We start from the raw sequence: 19,323 nt of genomic DNA, 5'->3' as shown, positions 1-19,323 counted from the left end.
GCAAACTTATAAATAAGTGCGGCGAATAAATAGCGGAGTGACCGTGGTGTTCTGGAGATAGCGGAGCGGTGCCTTTGTTTCCGGAATTTTACCGCTATATTTTTATAGAATAAATCTGGAAACAACAGCTGAGAGTTTGCTTAAGCAAACTGGCTTCGTAAGCATCATCTCGGAGGAATACTTCGGTCACGCAGCGGGACTTATTCGCCGTACTTATCAGCTTATGTTTTGCTAACGCAAAACTCTAAAGTTAACGCTTACGAAGCTAGTTTTGCATACGCAAAACTCTAAGGAGGAACCAAGTGGCACACACACAACGATTATCTTTTGAAGGCATTAAAACAAATTCCGTGTATTCACGGACGAATCTGGTCACGATCACCAACATGGCCCGTCCTTATGAAGATCAAGCTGAAGCTTTAACGGCCACAGAGGCTCCTGAATTTCAGCAGCTGATCGAGCATATCCTTGAAAAACGTCTGGCTGGCAAACCCGTGATCTGGTCGATGGGCGCACATGTCATTAAAAACGGTTTGTCTCGATATATCATCGAGCTGGTCAGGCACGGCTTCGTGACGCATGTTTCCGGTAATGGGGCTACCAGCATTCATGATTTTGAGCTGGCCTTTCTCGGTGAAACCTCCGAGGACGTAGCCCGCTCTATTGAGGACGGCTCTTTTGGGATGTGGGAGGAAACCGGTCGCTATATGAATGAAGCGATCCAACAGGGAGCAGAGCAAGGCTTGGGCTACGGTGCCAGTCTATACAAGTATTTGTCAGCGAATCCGGATAAGTTCCCGTATTACGATGACTGCGTGTTCGTGCAGTGCCAGAAGTATGGCGTCCCCTATACATGCCATATCTCCATTGGAACCGATATTATTCACCAGCATCCCATCGTTGATTTTGCAGCTTTGGGAAAGGCTTCCGGTGTGGATTTTGACCGCATGTGCAGGTCCGTTGCGGAGATGAGTGACGGAGGTGTATTTCTTAATTTCGGATCGGCGATATCTGGACCGGAAATTTTTCTTAAAGGATTATCACTTGCCCGTAACAAAGGTCTGCCGATGCATGATATGATCGCGGCCAACTTCGATATTGTACCTGTGGCTGCAGATGATAAGCCGGAACCTACTGACCCAGATTACCATTATCGTCCGCGTCGTGTGTTTATCGACAGGTTCAGTGAGCTTGGCGGGAAAGGTTATTTATTTCACGGGCTGCATCAGCAGACGATCCCGGCGTTGTTTCACAGTCTTTTGAGGAAAAAGCAGGAGCTTGGGATTGAATTCCCACCAACGGCTGACAAGAGTGAGGTCAATCCAGGTAACAAATCCGCATCAACCAATGGAAATAAAACCGTCCTTTATCCAATCGGCACAAGAGTCAGCAGGCTGCATGTGAAGGATTTGGTTGATCCATCAGCAAGCGCAGCTGGCAAAACGGGCTCGAAGCATGCTGTTTCGCAGCAGCCATGGCAATCTCCGCATTTTGACGAATTCATGCAGCGGCTGCTGCTAGCCAGAGCGCACAACAATCGAATTCTCGTCTCCATTGGAGGCAATATGATAGGCAGCGGTGTTAACCGTTTGCTGATCGATCTGATCCGGCGAGGTTTCATTAGCCATCTGGCTGTGAATGGAGCCGCCTGCTTTCAGGATGTAGAGCTTGCAATAAGCGGGCAGGCAGAAGAGCGGGAGGATGGTTATTTACGCGAAGGAAAGCTCGGCATGTGGCAGGAGGCAGGAGATTTGATCCATCAGGCACTTGAGGATGGCCATACATCCAAACGTGGTTATGGTGAAAGTTTGATCGATTACAGCTGTAAGTATCCGCACAAGCTTCCTTATCTCGAAGAGAGCCTGCTTGGGGCATGTGCCCGATACGATATTCCTTATACATGTCATATCACCATAGGTACTGATGATATTCAACTGCACCCGAAATCGAATTTGAGCATTCAGGCCGGTGCCAGCGGCTATGATTTTCAATCGTATTGTCACACAGTTGCGCATCTGGAGGGCGGGGTGTTCATGAACTTTGGCTCATCGGTTACGGGGCCTGAGGTATTTTTGAAGGCACTGTCGATCGCGAGAAATTTGCAATATCCTGTGAATCAGATTACGACCGCTAACTTTGACATTATCCGGCTTGGTGATTATTCACTTAAAGTCGGTTATGCCGATTGGGAGTATTACTACCGTCCGCGCAAAAATATCGTCCATCGCCCCACCAGTCTTGGGGGGAAAGGATTTCATTTTGAAGGCTTGCATCAGGAAACCATTCCGGCCATCTGGAAAGCGATTGAAGCAGCTGAAGCCAATAGTTGATCCATTGGAAAATTCGCTACTCAATGTTTCATAGAAAAAGATATTATCCATTATTATCCAGATAGAAGGAGACAGGCTCGAATGACAAGTGAGAAGCAGGCAGTTCGGATTAAAGCGGTGCTGTTCGATTTTGACGGTACATTATCAACACTCAGGGCAGGTTGGGAGGAAGTCATGATTCCTCTTTTTACGGAAAAGATTGCAGGCGATCACCAGCTGACAGCTGAGGAAGCTGAGAAGCTGAATGAGGAAATTATCGATTACATTGATCAATCCACAGGGATTCAAACTATTTTCCAGATGCGCTGGTTGACCGAAAAGGTAAAGGAAAAGGGCTGGAATACGGAAATACTTGGAGAATGGGAGTATAAAGCGGAATACAACAGGCGTCTGCTGCTCCAGGTGAATGAGCGGATCAGGGGCTTAGAGACGGGGCAGTATCAACCATCGGATTTTTTGATAAAGGGTTCGGAACGTATGCTTGAGCTGCTGCAGCAGCATGGAATCCCGATGTACATCGCTAGTGGAACCGACCATCCCGATGTGGTTCATGAGGCTGAGGTGCTTGGCGTCAGAACGTATTTCAAAGAAATTGCCGGTGCTCCGGTTGGACGTGCGGACTGCTCCAAGGAGAAGGTCATCAGGGATCTGCTGGGGCACGAGCAGTTCGATAGTGAAGGGCTTGCGGTCATTGGAGATGGCAAAGTAGAGATCAGATTGGCTAAGGAAAATGGTGCGTTGGCGCTTGGGCTGGCTAGTGACGAAGACAAGCGTGAGGGACTGAATCCAATCAAGCTGGAAAGACTGCAGGCTGCAGGAGCGGACTGGATAGCGGGGGATTTCACGGACATGACGAAATGGAAGCAATGGTTGGGATTGGACAGCTAAAGGGTACATAGGTGCCGGACTGAGGAAGCGAATTTTCTTACGAGAACAAAGGTAAAGCCTACGAAGCAAGTTTTCTTACCAAAACAAAGTAGAAGCTTTCGAAGTAAGTTTTCTTACAAAAACCTTGAGGGGGATTATACATGTTTTTAACATTGGATAAATTAGCAAAGCGTATTGAGGAGCTGAAGGGGCACCGTTATATCGATCACCGCGAGCTGCCTTCCTACTTGTTCTGGATCGATAAGGAGGCAGAAATTGCCGCGAAGCCGCCAGAGGATGCAGCCTGGGACCGTATTGCTGTTGGCGACAGATGGAAAGGCTGGGATTTGACCGCTTGGTTGAAAACCGAAGCAACGATCCCTGCGGAATGGACGGACAGACAAATTGTTGGTTTGTTCGATTTTGGCAAAACAGGCTCCGGCCATACCCTGGGCTTCGAATCACTGCTCTATGTGAACGGAGAGCCTTATCAGGGCGTGGGCAGCAATCATACGGAGGTCTGGTTCCCCGAATCGTACAGGGGGCAAAAGGTGGAGCTGTTGTTTAAAGTATGGAGCGGATTAAGCGGAGCCGATGGTACGAAAACCGTGCAGGAGCATCAGATCCGGACGTCCGCATTTGCTGTGCTCGAAACGGAAACGGACGACTTGTATCATACTGCGTTTGCTGTGTATCATACGATTCAGGTATTGGAGGAAAATCGCTGGGAACGACAGGCGTTGGTGAAAGCGCTTGACCGTGCTTTTCTTCTGCTGAATTGGAGGGTTCCTGGAGATGAGGTTTTCTACGCAAGTGTTAAGGAGGCTAATCAAAAACTGAAGGATGAGCTGGCGAAGCTGCCCACCTACCAGCCTCTAACTGTTCGCTGCATCGGTCATACGCATATCGATGTGGCCTGGCTGTGGCGATTGAAGCATACGCGGGAGAAAGCAGTTCGTTCCTTCTCGACGGTGCTGCGCTTGATGGAGCAGTTCCCGGAATATGTATTTTTACAAACGCAGCCGCAGCTGTATGAGTACATCCAGCAGGATTACCCTGAGGTTTTTGCCAAAATTAAAGAGCGTGTTCAGGAAGGACGCTGGGAGGCTGGAGGTGCCATGTGGCTGGAGTCGGACTGCAACATTCCTTCCGGGGAGTCGCTTGTCCGCCAGCTTCTGTATGGCATACGCTACTTTGAGCATACCTTTGGTGTGAAATGCGAATATTTATGGCTGCCCGATGTGTTCGGGTACAGCTGGGCACTGCCGCAAATTTTACAGAAGAGCGGGCTGCGCCATTTTATGACGTCCAAAATCAGCTGGAATGTATATAACCGCTTTCCGCACGATACCTTTTATTGGCGCGGAATTGATGGGACAGAGGTGTTGACGCATTATATTACGACACCGGACCCTGATATTCCTGAGAGCACATTCACCCGCTTCTATACCTACAACGGTCAGGTGCTGCCTGCTACATTAAGCGGGATCTGGAACAATTACCGTGATAAGGAAGTCAACGATTCCGAGCTGCTGTTATCCTATGGTTGGGGAGACGGTGGCGGTGGACCGACACGTACGATGCTGGAAATGCGCAGAAGACTGGAAAATATGCCGGGCTTGCCGAGGGCGACAACAGGTCGGGCCGACGAATTTTTTAACAAGCTGGAGCAAACGGTAGAGCAAACAGACCGCTACGTTCACCATTGGGACGGGGAGCTGTATTTGGAGCTGCATCGCGGCACCTATACCTCACAGGCCTATGTGAAAAAGATGAATCGCCACATGGAATTTTTGCTGCGTGATGCCGAGATTGTATCGATCTTTAACAGTCCGCTCACCGGTTATTCCAGCTATCCGCAAAAGCAGCTGTATGACAGCTGGAAAATTGTGCTGCGCAATCAGTTCCATGATATTTTGCCGGGTTCCTCCATTACAGAGGTTTACGAGGATTGTCGTATTGAGTATGCGGAGTCGGAGCGGCTGGCTCAGGGAGCACTTACGGATGGGTTGAGTCTGTTAACCTCATGCGTATCCTTGGAAGGCCAGGGCTGGATGATATTCAACTCCTTGCCATGGACGCGCAGCGAGCTGGTAGATTTATCCTGGAAGGAAGACTATGAAGGACAGCAGTGGGTAGATGCTGAAGGCCGTGTACTTGCCGCTGAACGGATTCGTGGATTTGATGCTGATGGAGCAGGTGATCGCCTGCTGCTGCTGGTCAACGATATTCCTGCGATGGGCTACACAACGATTCATATGGAGTCGAATGCAGGACTGGAAGCAGCAGCTTCGACAGATACAACTGGAACCGTCAATCTGGATGCAGCAAAGCTGCAGGAAATACCAGCTTTGCTGACTTCTGAAGAACTAGAGGTTATGCAACCTTCACCATTCTCCTTCACAGAGAATGGAGTGTCGACTCCATTTTATGATATGGAATGGAATGAGTTTGGCCAGCTTAGCCGTTTATTCGATAAACGCTCAAATCGTGAAGTGCTTGCAGCGGGAGAGACAGGCAACCGCTTTGATGTGCACGAGGATAAGCCAGCTTATCATGATAATTGGGAAATCGATATTTTTTATTTGGAAAAGGTCCGTCATGTTACAGAATTGCAATCAGTGGTCTGGCTGGAGAAAGGTCCACTGCGCGCCGTTGCTCAATTTGAATGGTCATATGGCAGGACGGTCATCCGTCAGGAGCTGATTGTGCATGCACATCACCCGCGGATTGATTTCTCCACCTGGGTCGATTGGCACGAGCGTGAGACTCTATTGAAAGTGGCCTTCCCGGTATGCGTTCGTGCAGCTGCGGCGACTTATGAAATTCAATTTGGACACGTACAGCGTCCGACTCATTGGAATACGAGCTGGGATTATGCGCGGTTTGAGACGTGCGCACATAAATGGGTGGATCTTTCCGAACGTGGATTCGGCGTTAGTCTATTAAACGATTGCAAATACGGCCATGACATAAAGGATCATGCGATGAGACTCACGTTAATTAAATCATCCAATAAACCTGATCCTGAATGCGATAAGGGTGAGCATACCTTCACGTACTCGTTGCTTCCACATGATGGCGATTGGTTCGCCGCGGGTACGGTAGAACAGGCCTATCGGTTGAATGTGCCTGTCGTGGTTTCGGAAGTACCAGCTCAATCAAGCCGTCCACAATCGCAGACACTGCCAGCGCAGTTAAGCTTTATCGGAGTGAGCGGCGATCACGTTATGATTGATACCGTCAAGAAAGCCGAGGATTCGGACAGCTGGATCGTCCGCTGCTATGAATACGCGGGTAAACGCGGCGAGGTCTCCTTTACTACGCATTACAAAGTTGACGAGGCCGAAGAGGTCAATCTTCTTGAACAAGAGGCTGTTCCTGTTGAGCATGGCGAGCATGGGTTCGGAGCTTTCTTCAATCCATTTGAACTGAAAACGTTCCGCATCGTTCTGGCAGCGCAGTCGGAGGACCAGGAAGGGAGACACTCTCATGCGCAGTGACGAATCGATGAACCTGGCTTCGATCCGGCAATTTGGCGGACTGGCAAGGGAGCAGGTAACCGATATTTTGCAGCGCATATCCCGCTTAAAGGTCGGTGTGATCGGAGATGGCTGCCTCGATATGTATTGGCATGCCGATATGACGGCCAGCGAATTGTCCAGAGAGACGCCGCACTATAATGTACCGGTTGTTGGGGAGCGCTTCGCTCCCGGAGCGGCCGGCAATGCAGCGGTTAATTTCAAAGCGCTTGGCTGTGAAGAGGTCAGCTTCTGCTCGATTGCAGGCGACGACTGGCGCGGACATCTGCTGAAGGAGGCTTTACGCTCACGTGGTATCGATGATGCGTTTGTGCAGGTGGAAGCGGGGCGAGTCACTCCCGCCTACTGCAAGGTTATGCTGCACGGCTTGCAGGAGGTGCGACAGGAGGCGCCGCGGATAGATTTTATCAATCAGGAAGGTTTGTCGGACGCTGCCGGGCACAGGGTTGTCCAGCAGTTGGACCGGATGGCGGAGAAAGTCGATGTCATCAGCGTAACCGACCAGTTGGAGTATGGTGTGGTCGGTTCTATCGTCCGCGAACGGCTGAGCTACTGGGCAAGTCACGGAAAAAGAATCGTTGTAGACAGCCGAGATCGGATTGGAACATTCAAGCATGTCGTGCTTAAGCCGAACGAGCTGGAGGCATTGCGTTGGTATAGTGGAAGCTCCAAACATCAACAGACCACAGAAAGTGATATATTGAAAGCAGGTCTGCAGCTGAGCAAGCAGGCCGGTGCTCCTTGCTGCATCACCTTGGGGGAAAAGGGAGCGGTATGGTTCGAGAATAATGAGATGATGCTGGTGCCGACACGGCCAGTGCCGCCTCCTATTGATATTGTGGGCGCAGGCGATTCATTCACGGCCGCTTTTTTATCCGCTTGGGGAACCGGATGCACAGGACCTGAAGCAGCAGCATTCGCACATCTGGCGGCAGCGGTTACAGTGAGGAAGTGCGGGGAGACCGGGACGGCATCTCCGCAAGAAATATTGGACCGCTGGGATCACAGCGAAGTTTAGAAGTCCGGTGAAGGACGAGCGAAGCGGCCAAATGATCCTGGAGAAGCGTAAGCGTCGCCTTTGAAATCGCGAATAAACCGTTTATTCTCATCCAATTTCACGATTTCAACAGCTGAGAGTTTGCTAAAGCAAACTGGCTTCGTAAGCACTACTCCGGAAGGATATTTGGCCGCGCAGCGAGACTTAATCACCGGACTTCTAAACAGGCAACATAATGGGATTCGGGCATAAGGAAGCATACTCATGCCCGGTCCATGTTTTTAACAAGGGCGATACAGAGATTAAAGGTCATCCATTGAAGCAGCTATTCCCGGCGAACAAGTTATTTACCAAAATTTTGATGTACTTTCTTTCCTCATTGATTCCTATCATGATCATAGGTTTGATCGTGTATTTTAATGTTGATCAAGTTGTAAAAATGGATGTTTCGCAGAAGCTGACCGATAATTTGAAGTTTTCTTCACAAACGGTTGATATTTATTTGCGCAGTGCGCAATTGACCAACAATAATTTATTTTCAAACCCGATTATCGAACAAAATTTAAAGCCTTATATGCAGATGAACAACGAAGAAAAATTGAGCATGCAATTAATTGTAAGAGCGATTACGGGAAATCGGAATACGATCAGCTCTTTCATTGATCATATTTTTATGTACACGGACACGGTCAAGGTTTATACGAGCCAGGAGATGGCTGACTTTGATATGTTTTTCAACAAGTTTTACCGGATGATTTCAGCTTTGCCGCAGCTGTGGGCATTTTTCAATCCGTCATCTCGCTTGCATTGATTGTTGTAGTGAATCAGGCTGCCAAAAAGATACAGGGTGCCAGTTTATTTTAAATGATCCTTGAGGAGGACAACAACGGGATGAGACTTAACAAAATAAGTCCCTTTGACATTGTGAATGTACTGCTCACGCTGGTTTTAATCATTGTTACGATCTATCCCCTCTACTATATGGCAATTGTGTCCGTAAGCTCGGGTATTGCGGTGCAGAGGGGTGATGTATTTTTATTTGTTATGGATGATCCGGCCATTCTGCGTTCCTATACAAACACGCTGCTGTACACCACGCTTGGTGTCATTGTCAATTTAATGATGACGACGCTATGCGCATATCCGCTCTCGAAAAGGTATTTATACGGAAGATCGCTGTTTGCCTTTTTCGTAGTATTTACGATGTTTTTCGATGGCGGATTAATTCCAAGGTATACGGTCGTTCATTCGCTCGGCATGGTGAATACGATATGGGCGCTGCTGATTCCGACAGCGGTCAATGTGTTCAACATGATTTTAATGCGAACCTTCTTTGAGGAAATACCGGAAGCCCTGTATGAGTCGGCTACGGTGGATGGTGCTGGAGAATTAAAAGTATTATGGAAAATTGTGCTGCCGTTATCGCTGCCGGTTATGGCGACGATGTTTATCTTTTATGCGGTGGCGCACTGGAACAGCTTCTTCCCGGCTTTGATTTATTTGAACGATAAATCAATGTTCCCGTTGCAAATTCTTGTGTGGAACATTGTCGTTCAGGGCGAGCTTACTTCACAAGCAACAGAAACAGGCTCTGCCGAAGGCATTACGATGATGGCTCAAAATATTAAGTATGCCGTCGTTTTCGTAGTCATTTTACCGATTTTGCTGGTGTACCCGTTTGTTCAAAAGTATTTCATACAGGGCGCTATGCTGGGAGCGGTAAAAGGTTAGTTAATCACGAGTAAAAAAACTATTTTAAAGGAGCAGTGGATATGTCGGAAAATACGAAGGTTCATCTTATTGGTAATGCCCATCTCGACCCGGTTTGGTTATGGCAGTGGCAGGAGGGTTATGCGGAAATCAAGGCAACGTTCCGCTCTGCTCTGGATCGCTTGAACGAATTTCCCGAGTTTGTGTTTACGTGTGCTTGCGCCGCCTACTATCAATGGGTAGAGGAAAATGCTCCTGATATGTTCGCAGAAATCCGCGAGCGGATTGCTGAAGGGCGCTGGGTCATAACCGGAGGCTGGTGGATCCAGCCGGATTGCAACTTGCCGTCAGGTGAATCCTTTGCGCGTCACAGCTTGTATGGACAACGCTATTTCCAGGAAAAATTCGGAATCATGGCGACCGTCGGGTACAATGTCGATTCGTTTGGCCATCACGGGATGATGCCGCAAATTTTAAAGCAAAGCGGTATGGACTATTATTTGTTTATGCGTCCTGAAGAGCATGAGAAGCATCTGGAAAATGACTTGTTTTGGTGGGAGTCCGAGGATGGCAGCCGTGTGATGACCTTCCGTTTGTCAGACAGCTACGCCAATTTCACCAGGCATGGCAAGGATGCCAAAATTCTCAAGCATCAGCGGCTTGCCAAAGAAAAAGGTCACGACTACATGTCGTTCTATGGAGTGGGTAACCATGGTGGCGGACCGACTGTAGCTAACCTGCAGCTGATCGATGAAATTCGTGAGGAGCATGGCCGTGAACAAATTATTTTAAGCTCGCCGAATCAGTTTTTTACCGATATGGTTACGGAAAATCCGGCGATTCCTGTTGTCAAGGATGAAATGCAGCATCATGCTATCGGCTGCTACTCTGCCCATTCCGAGTCCAAAGCGAACAATCGCCGTGCTGAGCATCGATTGCTGAGCGCTGAAAAATTCTCTTCTTTCGCCAATGTGTTGTTAGGGCTTCCCTATCCGAAGGCACCGCTCAACCTGGCTTGGGAGAACGTGATGTTTAATCAGTTCCATGATATTATGGGCGGCTGCAGCATCAAGGAAGCTTTTGACGATGTGAGAGAGTTTCACGGAGAAGCATTGGCCATTGGTGCTAGAACACTGAATGCGGCTTTGCAAAAAATATCGTGGGCAATCGATACGATGAAGCCCGAGGTCAAGTCACTGAGCAAGGATAAGGATTGGCAAACCTGGGAGCAGGATGATTTGGGAGCACCTATCGTTGTGTTTAACCCTTTGTCCTGGGAAGTCGAGACGCTTGTTAAAGTGAACAAGAAGCTGACAAGTGTTACTGACGAAGCGGGTATACCGATTCCAATCCAGACTGTACGCGCCTCACGAACAAATGGAAGAGACGACAAGTGGGACTCGTTAATCACGGCTCGTGTTCCTGCGTTTGGCTATCGTGTTTATTGGACCTACCGCGATAAGGACATTCCAGCGGCACCACTTGCAGGAGAGGTTCTTGTGGATAACAATGTCTTGGAAAATGCTCAGATCCGTGTGCAAGTGGATGCTCATACCGGTTACATCAGCAGTATTCTCGACAAGTTGACGAATACAGAGCTGCTGAACGGCAAGGGCGCTGTGCCGATTGTGATCGACGAGCACCACAGCGATACATGGGGACATCATCTGGTGCAATATCGGGATGAAATCGGCCGCTTTGGCGATGCGCACATCAAGGTGCTGGAGCAAGGGCCACTGCGAGTTACACTTCGTGTGACGAGCTATTATAACAACTCTGTGCTGCGTCAGGATATCAGTCTGGGCCATCATTCATCAGATATACAGGTTCGTGTACAGCTGGACTGGAGAGAAAAGCACAAGATGCTGAAGCTGTCCTTCCCTATTCATGTGGAGCAGCCACAGTCTGTCTCGGAAATTCCTTATGGCTTTATTGAGCGGCCGACGAATGGCAAGGAGGTGCCAGGCCAGCAATGGGTGGATGTATACGGTCTCGTACCGAATACTGCGGATGGTGAAGAGCAGCAGGTTAGAGGAATGGGACTGCTGAATGATTGCAAATATGCGTATGACGTACAGGGAAGCGAGATCCGAATGACGGTTGTGCGCAGTCCGATATTTGCCGATCATTTTAGCGAGCGTGATGAACAGGTTGAATATATGGATCAAGGTGTACAGGAATTCGGTTATACACTCGTACCTCACTCCGGCAGCTGGAAGGATGGCAGATTGGTTCAAAAAGCAAATGAGCTTAATGTTCCGCCGCTGCTCATATGGGAGACTTACCATGAAGGACCGCTTCCGCAAATATCAGAGGGTATTGTCATTTCTGAGGCTGCTATTGTGGCAACGACGTTCAAGCGTGCGGAGGATGGCGACGGATGGATCGTTCGCTGCTATGAGACCCTGGGGCAGGAAACCGAGTCCGCGTTCAAGCTGCCTGCGCTGCAGCGTGAGTGGAGCGCAGCGTTCCGCAAATGTGAAATCAAGACATTTTTTGTTCCCGATGATGCAGGCTTGGCAGTGAAAGAGGTCAATTTCGTTGAATTGGCTGAAACCGAGTAAAGTGAATAAGCTGAACAAAGTCAAGTGAATGAGCTAACTTTATTTATGTAAAGGAGCATACCAATGAGTGCAGTGCTTGATGTAATGTGTGATAAATACCCGGAGCTGGTCGTGTGTCTGCCTGATGTGGAAAAAGCGGCTGAGCTGTTGAAGCAAACGTTCCATGGAGGGGGCAAGCTGCTGCTGTGCGGTAACGGCGGAAGCGCATCCGACAGTGAGCATATTGTAGGCGAATTAATGAAAGGCTTTCGTTCCAAGCGATACTTGTCAGACGAGGCAAGAAGCTCATTTCTCACGCAGTTCCCCGACGCTGGGGATTTCCTTGCCGATCATTTGCAGGGAGCACTGCCTGCGATATCTTTGGTCAGTCATTCGGCCTTGATAACCGCTTATGCCAACGATGTGTCAGCGGAAATGATCTTTGCCCAGCAGGTTTACGGATACGGCAAGCGAGGAGATACGCTGCTTGGACTGAGCACCTCCGGCAATTCCGCGAACGTCGCCCGGGCAATCCAGGTCGCTAAGGTACAGGGTCTTCATACCATCGGTCTTACAGGGAATCAAGGCGGTCAGATGGCGGAGCTGTGCGATGTAACCATTCGGGTGCCATGGGAGCTGACGCCGGATATTCAAGAACGGCATTTGCCGATTTACCATGCCTTGTGCATCATGCTGGAGGAGGAGTTTTTTCCCTCATGAGTATTTTGGCCGGTATCGATATTGGAGGCACCAAATGTGCGGTAAGTCTGGGAGTTATGGGGGATAGGGCTGACGAGCGGATCGAAATTATTGCCAAACGCCGCTTTGCTACTTTATCAGGCGCAGAGGCCAATATCGCCCGATTGTTAAGCGAGCTGGAAGAACTGCTTGCCGAGGCTGGTCAAGCAAATGCTGGACATGGGCAGCTCGAAGCGATAGGCATCAGCTGCGGCGGCCCATTGAACAGCAAGGCGGGACTCATTCTGTCACCGCCGAATTTGCCGGACTGGTCCCGTGTCGATATCGTCACTCCATTTCGCGAGCGCTTCGCCGTGCCTGTCGGCTTGCAAAATGATGCCAACGCGTGTGCATTGGCAGAATGGAAATGGGGTGCTGGTCAGGGCAGCCGCAATATGATCTTTCTCACCTTCGGCACCGGGATGGGAGCCGGTCTGATTCTGAATGGCAGGCTGTATTCGGGAACGTCAGATATGGCTGGAGAAGTTGGGCATATGCGTCTCTCTCCAACAGGTCCTGTCGGTTATGGAAAAGCGGGCTCCTTTGAGGGCTATTGTAGTGGCGGGGGAATTGCTGAGCTTGGACGTATGGAAGCAGCACGTTTATTTAAGGAAGGAAGGACTCCTTCCTTTTGTGCTGAGCCTGGCGCTATACCTGCGATTACAGCGGAAGCTATCGGTGAGGCGGCACAGCGCGGGGAAGCGGATGCGGTTGATATTTTTCAGACGGTAGCTTGTCAATTAGGCCTCGGCTTGGCAATCCTTGTGGATATCCTGAATCCCGAAGTCATCGTGATCGGCAGTATTTACGGCAGACAGCTTCCTTTGTTGGAACGGGTGATGCAAGAGGAGCTGCAGCGCGAAGCGCTCTCCCATTCGTTGTCCGTGTGCCGAATCCTGCCTGCAGGACTGAAAGAGCAGGTCGGCGACTATGCCGGATTGTCCGTAGCGTTGAATCAACTGATAACAGCCGACTAACAGTCTACGCTCAAGGAGCAATGAGACAACCTTAATAATAAAGGATGGGAATACAAAATGGGGAACACGATTGCGAATGGCGTATGGCCAACGATGCTCACGCCGTTCACAGAAAATAATCAATTGGATGAGCCTGCTTTGGAGCAGCTGGTGGATTGGTATATCGAGCAGGGCGTACATGGTTTGTTTGCCGTATGCCAATCCAGTGAGATGTTCAAGCTGAGTCTGGAGGAACGCGTGAAGGCGACCCGGATTGTCGTCAGACAGGCTTTCGGCCGTGTGCCGGTTATTGCATCCGGGCATACCTCAGATTCGATCGAAGACCAGATTGAGGAGATTAAGCAAATATGGGCTGAAGGGATTGAGGCCTTCGTCATGCTGAGCAACCGTTTGGCAGCAGAGCACGAATCCGATGAGGTATGGAAGGCTAATGCGGAGCGTATTCTGCAGGCGGTTCCCGATGTCAAATTCGGGATTTACGAATGCCCTTATCCTTATAAAAGACTGATGAACCCGGCACTGCTGGAGTGGTGCGTCTCGACAGGGCGTTTCTTGTTTCTTAAGGATACGTGCTGCAATATCGTTGAGATCAAGGCTCGGCTTGAGGTGCTTAAGGGAACCGGACTGAAGCTATTTAATGCCAACTCGGCAACCTTGCTGGAATCACTGAAGCTCGGAGCTGCAGGTTTTAGCGGAATCATGGCTAATCATCATCCGAATTTATATGTGTGGCTAACTGAGAACTGGAACACGCAGCCAGAGAAGGCCGAGCATGTTCAGGACTACGTGGGTCTCGCCTCGGGGATCGAAGGTCAATATTATCCGGTAGATGCCAAATACAACATTCAGCTGTCAGGCGTTCCAATCACACTGACCACACGTGTCAAGGATGGTGCTGGCCTCCAGCCGCATCAGCGTATACTGGTGGAGCAGCTGAAGCGGTATTCGGATCGATTGATGGCGAAGCTAAAATAGAATTAGGTAGCGAGGAAGCTCAAGAGGGAATGGAGATGTGGTGGTATAAGCGTAGCAGCCACATACCCAATTCCCTCACAACGCATAAAGTAATGCCGGATTCCTCTGTTCCTTCATTCAAATAAATCATAGTTGACAGATTGGATAACTATGTTATTATTTGATATAAACGTCCATACATTTCGTGCACCGGTCCACCGGAGACTTCCTTCATATGAGGATGTCTCCTTTTTTGTGTAGAAAAAATGGGTGCCAGAGATTCAATCAAAGGGAGGATAGGTAATACATGCGTGTATTTCTGGAGCTGAAAAGGACGATAGATGGTCTGATTATTGGCGGCGGTGCATCATACAGGGCGGCGACAGCAGACATCTTCACAATGGACGTAGAAAACATATACTGGGAGGCTCTATGATGAAGGCAATTATTAATTTAGTCATTTCCTTGATTTTGCTTGCGCTGCCGATAGTAGGTTGTGCGCAGCGTGAAGGGCTGGAGGCTAAACAAGAAGCACCTGGAGTCTCAGACTCAAAGGGACAGGAGAAGACGCCTGTCACGTTAACTTTTTATACATACGGCAATACGCTAACCAATACGGAGTTTGACAAATTTTTCGTCCAACCGGTCAAAAAGCTGTATCCCCACATCACTCTGAAGCGTATCGAACCTCCCGCTACAACGACACCGGAGGAGCTGTTCACTTCCGGAACTGTACCTGATATCATTTATACCAGTGACGGATCCTACTACCGGTTCACTACGCTTGGAGCGGTAGAGGACTTAAAAACTTTAATAGAGAAGCACCACTTCGACCTGAAGCGAATCAAGCCGGTTCTTACCGAATCGATTCGATCCTATTCCAGCAAGGGCGAGCTTGTGGCTCTGCCGTTCTCGTTTAATCTATCGATTCTTTATTACAATAAAGATATTTTCGATAAGTTTGGTGTCGCTTATCCTTCGGATGAAGGATTCACTTGGGAGAAAGCTCTTGACCTCGGCAGGCAATTGACGCGTTCGGATAATGGAGTGAACTATGTAGGAATCGATCTGGGCGGACCGGCTCAGGTTGCACGTAGTTTACCGTTATCGCTGATCGATCCGCAAACCGGTAAAGGACTGCAGTCAGCAGGGTGGACCCAGGTATTTACAACGCTGAAGCAATCCTACGATATTCCGGGATTTGTTGGTCCTGATAAAAAATACAGCTATGATAAAGACAGCTTCATGAAAGACCGGACACTTGCGATGCGGGTTTCATATTTAGCCAATATGATCGGACCACTCGAGGAGCTGCGCCAGCAGGGAAAGGAATTGAACTGGGACTTAGCGCCTCCGCCATATTATGACGAGCCTTCTGTAGGGGGCACTATCCATTCACTGCTTATTTCGAGTAAAAGTCAGCATAAGGATGAAGCGTTCCAAGTGATCGCAACAGCGTTGAGTAATGAGGTGCAGCGTACTGCGGTGCACAACGGACGTGTCGCGTCAATTGATATGCCAGATTTGGAAAAAGAGTATGGAGCGGATATCGAAGTACTTAAGGGGAAGAAGATCGCTAACGTCTTCAAGGTGAAGCCAAGAAAGGTCAGCACACCTAGCGAATTCGACAATGATATCGGTAAATGGCTGACGAAAGCTACAGATGACATCGCATTAAACGGCGCTGATGTCAATACGGCAATAAGAAAAGCACAAGACGGAATCAATAAAGATTTGGAATCTATTCGTAAAAACAGATAAGTATCCCCTGAGATGGGGCAGTTGACTGTAAGAAGCTGAAGAGTGTAGCCTTGTGATAGCGGGAAGATGTCTTCCAGATAACCACAAGCCGAAATAGAATATGCCTGCTCCGCGAATACGCGGGTTATGGGCATGTCTCTTTCGGCTTGTTATTGTTGCGGATGGAGCTTTTTTTGTTGTCAACCTTCAATGATCCAGCTTTAAGATTCCCTGCAAAATAACCTCCAAACCCCAAAGTAAACGCTCGTTCTTCGAGACATCGCCGGAAAACAATTCGTTTTTATGTGAATGGATGAACGGGAACCGCAAAGCATCAGCGGATAAATAAGCTTCTTTCATCATTGTAAACGATCGTTTCTCATTTTTGGACCACGAGACATGCTCAAACGCCGAGGAAGATACATACATCAATAGCAAATCCATCCCCCAGGCTGCTGATGCGGGCTGGAGGCCACTGGCCGCTAACTGCTTCAGCAAATACTCCGATAGAGCTAGTGAATGGGGACCTAGCGGCATCGTTGTCAAGGCAAGCTCTGCTATACCGGGGTCCTTATAGAGCACTTGCTGGTAAGATATGAGGGCTGCAAACAAGTTGTTCTTCCATGATCCGTCATCTGAATCGGGTAATTCGACATTGGCCAGGCCATAGTCCAGCACATAGGAGCTTAATTCTTGTAAATCCTTTACATAGACATAAAGTGACGACGCCCCAGTGTCCAGAGCTTTGGCCACCTTACGCATGGTAAGACCCGAGATTCCCTCCTCTCTCAACAAAAGAAATGCTTGTTCTACAATGAGTCCCTGACTGAGCGGTTCCTTGGCGGGCCGAGCACGGCGGCTGATAATGGTTCGATTCGTATTGTTCATAATTATCTTATACCATGTTTGCCCTTATTAGTAAAATCACATGCAGCAAGCATTTTAGTCATTTTCTCCACGCGAAGCCAGCCTGGAAATCCACTGATTGGCGTCCGTATCAAATATGCCGCCATGATAACAAATAATCTGCCGGATATCATATGCGGTCAATTTCACCAATGAACGGTAGGCTTCAGGCAAATCGGGTGTTTGCGCTTCATTTGGTCCTTGCAGCTGACCGCCCCGAACGACCATCGCATCGCCGGCGATCAGCGTCTTGCTGTCTGGATGATACAGACTGATGTGACCGGCAGTATGCCCTGGCGTATGGATAATTATGAATCTGCCAGCGACATGTAAATCATCACCGTCAGCAACCAAATGGTCAATGCGATTGCCGTTTCTTGAAAAGTCAGCCCCAAATGCTTCAAGAATGTTGGGCAGAGGTTTGATAAGCGGAAGAGTTCCAATAATATAAGGTGCATCGTCAGGATGAGCGAATACTTCGATTCCTGGATTTATCTCCAGTATCCGTGAGAGATTGCCGATATGATCGATGTCTTGATGGGTGATAATAACGCCAGTCAACATCTCCAGGGAAACGCCCATAGACGACAACTGAGCTGCCAAATCATCCAGCATCCCTGGCATTCCCGTGTCAACCAGGTAATGGGTATCTCCTGATGAAATCAACGTTGGCGTGATGGTCCATAACCCTCCACCGGGCATTCCTGGCACCGGCACACTTAAGCTGAGTGTTGTTAATTTTGTTTTTACGGTCATATATTTCGCTGGCGGCAGCCGCGTCTATTCCACTGGACTTGCTGCCAGCTTCCTCCTATTCGTATAAAGTTTATTGGTTTACATAAGAATTCATCAATTCACCCAGCTTAGCTGCGGCGTTGTCGGAAAAAAACAGCTCCATATTCGTCTTGGTTTCGGCTGCGATGGCACCGGCGTATTCGAACATTTTCAGTTCATACTGCCGCACAGCCGTATCGAGATCGTCATTGTTAATAATGGAGAGCGCAAGCTCAGCGCCGTCCAGCATCGCCAGGTTGGCGCCAGCTCCGGCAAACGGCGACATGAGATGCGCGGCGTCTCCAATCAGTGTAACGCCCGCTCTGCTCTCCCATGTATGCGGAACGGGTAACATATAAATTCTTCTTGGCGTGATGGCTCCATTTGCACTAGTAATGTACTTTTGCAGCTCATCCGCCCAGTCCGCAAACATGGCTAGCAGTTGAGGCTTTGCTTTCTCGGGCTCGTCGTATGGGATATCCACGATATCCAAAAAATCGCGTTCTGCTCGAAAGCCCAAATACACACGAATCCGTCCGTCTCCATTCAGCTGTGCAATAATTCCTTTATGGTCAGCCAACGCAATAACACTACCGGGACCGTTAAAAGCAGCCAGTTCGGGGAATTGATTCGCCACATCCATAATGTTCAGTTCGATCATACTGATACCGGAATACTCTGCCGTTGCCTCACTCACCAACGGCCGAATACGGGAAAATGCACCGTCTGCTGCCACGACCAGGTCAACGACATCAGTTTTTCCGTTTTCGAAATGAAGTTCATATTGATGGTCACTGACTGGGATTGCTTGCATAAATTTGTATCCCCATTGAATGGTATCCGGCCGCAGTGAATCAAGCAATAATTCGCGGAGGACGGTGCGGTCAATCTCGGGTCGCGAATAATGATCTATACCGGGGACTTCATCCGCCGTGTCGTCATGCGTGTCATCATGATAAACCTTACCGCTCTTGTCAACGATTTTGCCGCTTTGCCCTTCAAACCGGCATATCTGGTAAAACGATTCGAGCAAACCGGCTATTTGCAGCGCTTTTTGACCGGAATCCGTTTCAAGATCGAGTGTTCCTCCTTGCTGACGCTCATTAGGGGAAGCTTCGCCTTCATACACAACAGGATTGTAGCCAGCCGTTTGCAGCACGCGGGCAAGCGTAAGTCCACCGGGTCCTGCACCGATAACAGCAATTCGCTTCAATGGATGGTTCATAAGTCATCACTCCCAAGGTT

Annotated in this window: 15 protein-coding genes; 12 read left to right on the top strand and 3 right to left on the bottom strand. The window is 49.0% G+C overall.

What is annotated here, in order from left to right; genetic code table 11:
* Nucleotides 1-302 precede the first annotated feature (302 nt).
* The 12 genes from LRL21_RS17890 (at nt 303) to LRL21_RS17840 (ending at nt 16,419) form a co-directional block, all read left to right on the top strand.
* Nucleotides 303-2,330, top strand: a complete 2,028-nt coding sequence (locus LRL21_RS17890; RefSeq protein ID WP_240417163.1) for a GSU2086 family protein — start codon at nt 303-305, stop codon at nt 2,328-2,330.
* An 81-nt stretch (nt 2,331-2,411) separates the two neighbouring features.
* Nucleotides 2,412-3,218, top strand: a complete 807-nt coding sequence (locus LRL21_RS17885; protein WP_240417162.1) for an HAD family hydrolase — start codon at nt 2,412-2,414, stop codon at nt 3,216-3,218.
* 140 nt (nt 3,219-3,358) lie between these two features.
* Nucleotides 3,359-6,700: an alpha-mannosidase gene (locus LRL21_RS17880; protein ID WP_240417161.1), complete on the top strand. Its 3,342-nt coding sequence runs from the start codon at nt 3,359-3,361 to the stop codon at nt 6,698-6,700.
* Complete coding sequence (locus LRL21_RS17875) at nt 6,690-7,757, top strand: bifunctional heptose 7-phosphate kinase/heptose 1-phosphate adenyltransferase (protein WP_240417160.1); 1,068 nt, start codon at nt 6,690-6,692, stop codon at nt 7,755-7,757. The genes LRL21_RS17880 and LRL21_RS17875 overlap by 11 nt, the downstream gene beginning before the upstream one ends.
* Before the next feature lie 214 nt (nt 7,758-7,971).
* Entirely contained in the window at nt 7,972-8,547 is a 576-nt protein-coding gene (locus LRL21_RS17870) for a hypothetical protein (RefSeq protein WP_240417159.1), read from the top strand.
* A gap of 80 nt (nt 8,548-8,627) precedes the next feature.
* Nucleotides 8,628-9,467, top strand: a complete 840-nt coding sequence (locus LRL21_RS17865; protein WP_240417158.1) for a carbohydrate ABC transporter permease — start codon at nt 8,628-8,630, stop codon at nt 9,465-9,467.
* Nucleotides 9,468-9,508: 41 nt separating this feature from the next.
* Nucleotides 9,509-12,010, top strand: coding sequence for an alpha-mannosidase (locus LRL21_RS17860; RefSeq protein WP_240417157.1), 2,502 nt, complete (start codon nt 9,509-9,511; stop codon nt 12,008-12,010).
* Nucleotides 12,011-12,073: 63 nt separating this feature from the next.
* Nucleotides 12,074-12,709, top strand: a complete 636-nt coding sequence (locus tag LRL21_RS17855; protein ID WP_240417156.1) for a D-sedoheptulose-7-phosphate isomerase — start codon at nt 12,074-12,076, stop codon at nt 12,707-12,709.
* A complete protein-coding gene (locus tag LRL21_RS17850; RefSeq protein ID WP_240417155.1) occupies nt 12,706-13,704 on the top strand; it encodes an ROK family protein in 999 nt (332 codons plus the stop codon). Before LRL21_RS17855 ends, LRL21_RS17850 begins: the two co-directional genes overlap by 4 nt.
* A 57-nt stretch (nt 13,705-13,761) precedes the next feature.
* Entirely contained in the window at nt 13,762-14,679 is a 918-nt protein-coding gene (locus LRL21_RS17845; RefSeq protein WP_240417154.1) for a dihydrodipicolinate synthase family protein, read from the top strand.
* A 286-nt stretch (nt 14,680-14,965) separates the two neighbouring features.
* Nucleotides 14,966-15,094: a hypothetical protein gene (locus LRL21_RS45700; protein WP_275900785.1), complete on the top strand. Its 129-nt coding sequence runs from the start codon at nt 14,966-14,968 to the stop codon at nt 15,092-15,094.
* On the top strand, nt 15,091-16,419 hold the full coding sequence (locus LRL21_RS17840) for an ABC transporter substrate-binding protein (RefSeq protein ID WP_240417153.1): 1,329 nt from the start codon (nt 15,091-15,093) through the stop codon (nt 16,417-16,419). The genes LRL21_RS45700 and LRL21_RS17840 overlap by 4 nt, the downstream gene beginning before the upstream one ends.
* 186 nt (nt 16,420-16,605) lie before the next feature.
* Here the strand turns inward: LRL21_RS17840 and LRL21_RS17835 are convergent, their stop codons facing one another.
* From LRL21_RS17835 to LRL21_RS17825, 3 genes are all read right to left on the bottom strand, one after another.
* Entirely contained in the window at nt 16,606-17,286 is a 681-nt protein-coding gene (locus LRL21_RS17835; RefSeq protein WP_240417152.1) for a TetR/AcrR family transcriptional regulator, read from the bottom strand.
* A gap of 54 nt (nt 17,287-17,340) precedes the next feature.
* Nucleotides 17,341-18,060, bottom strand: a complete 720-nt coding sequence (locus tag LRL21_RS17830) for an MBL fold metallo-hydrolase (RefSeq protein ID WP_240417151.1) — start codon at nt 18,058-18,060, stop codon at nt 17,341-17,343.
* 70 nt (nt 18,061-18,130) lie between these two features.
* Complete coding sequence (locus LRL21_RS17825; protein WP_240417150.1) at nt 18,131-19,303, bottom strand: FAD-dependent oxidoreductase; 1,173 nt, start codon at nt 19,301-19,303, stop codon at nt 18,131-18,133.
* Nucleotides 19,304-19,323: the final 20 nt, after the last annotated feature.

This window comes from Paenibacillus periandrae, from assembly GCF_022458865.1.
Classification (GTDB): Bacteria; Bacillota; Bacilli; order Paenibacillales; family NBRC-103111; genus Paenibacillus_S; species Paenibacillus_S periandrae.
The sequence above is the reverse complement of the archived record's forward strand: the minus strand, read 5'-3'. Positions and strand labels throughout refer to the sequence as shown.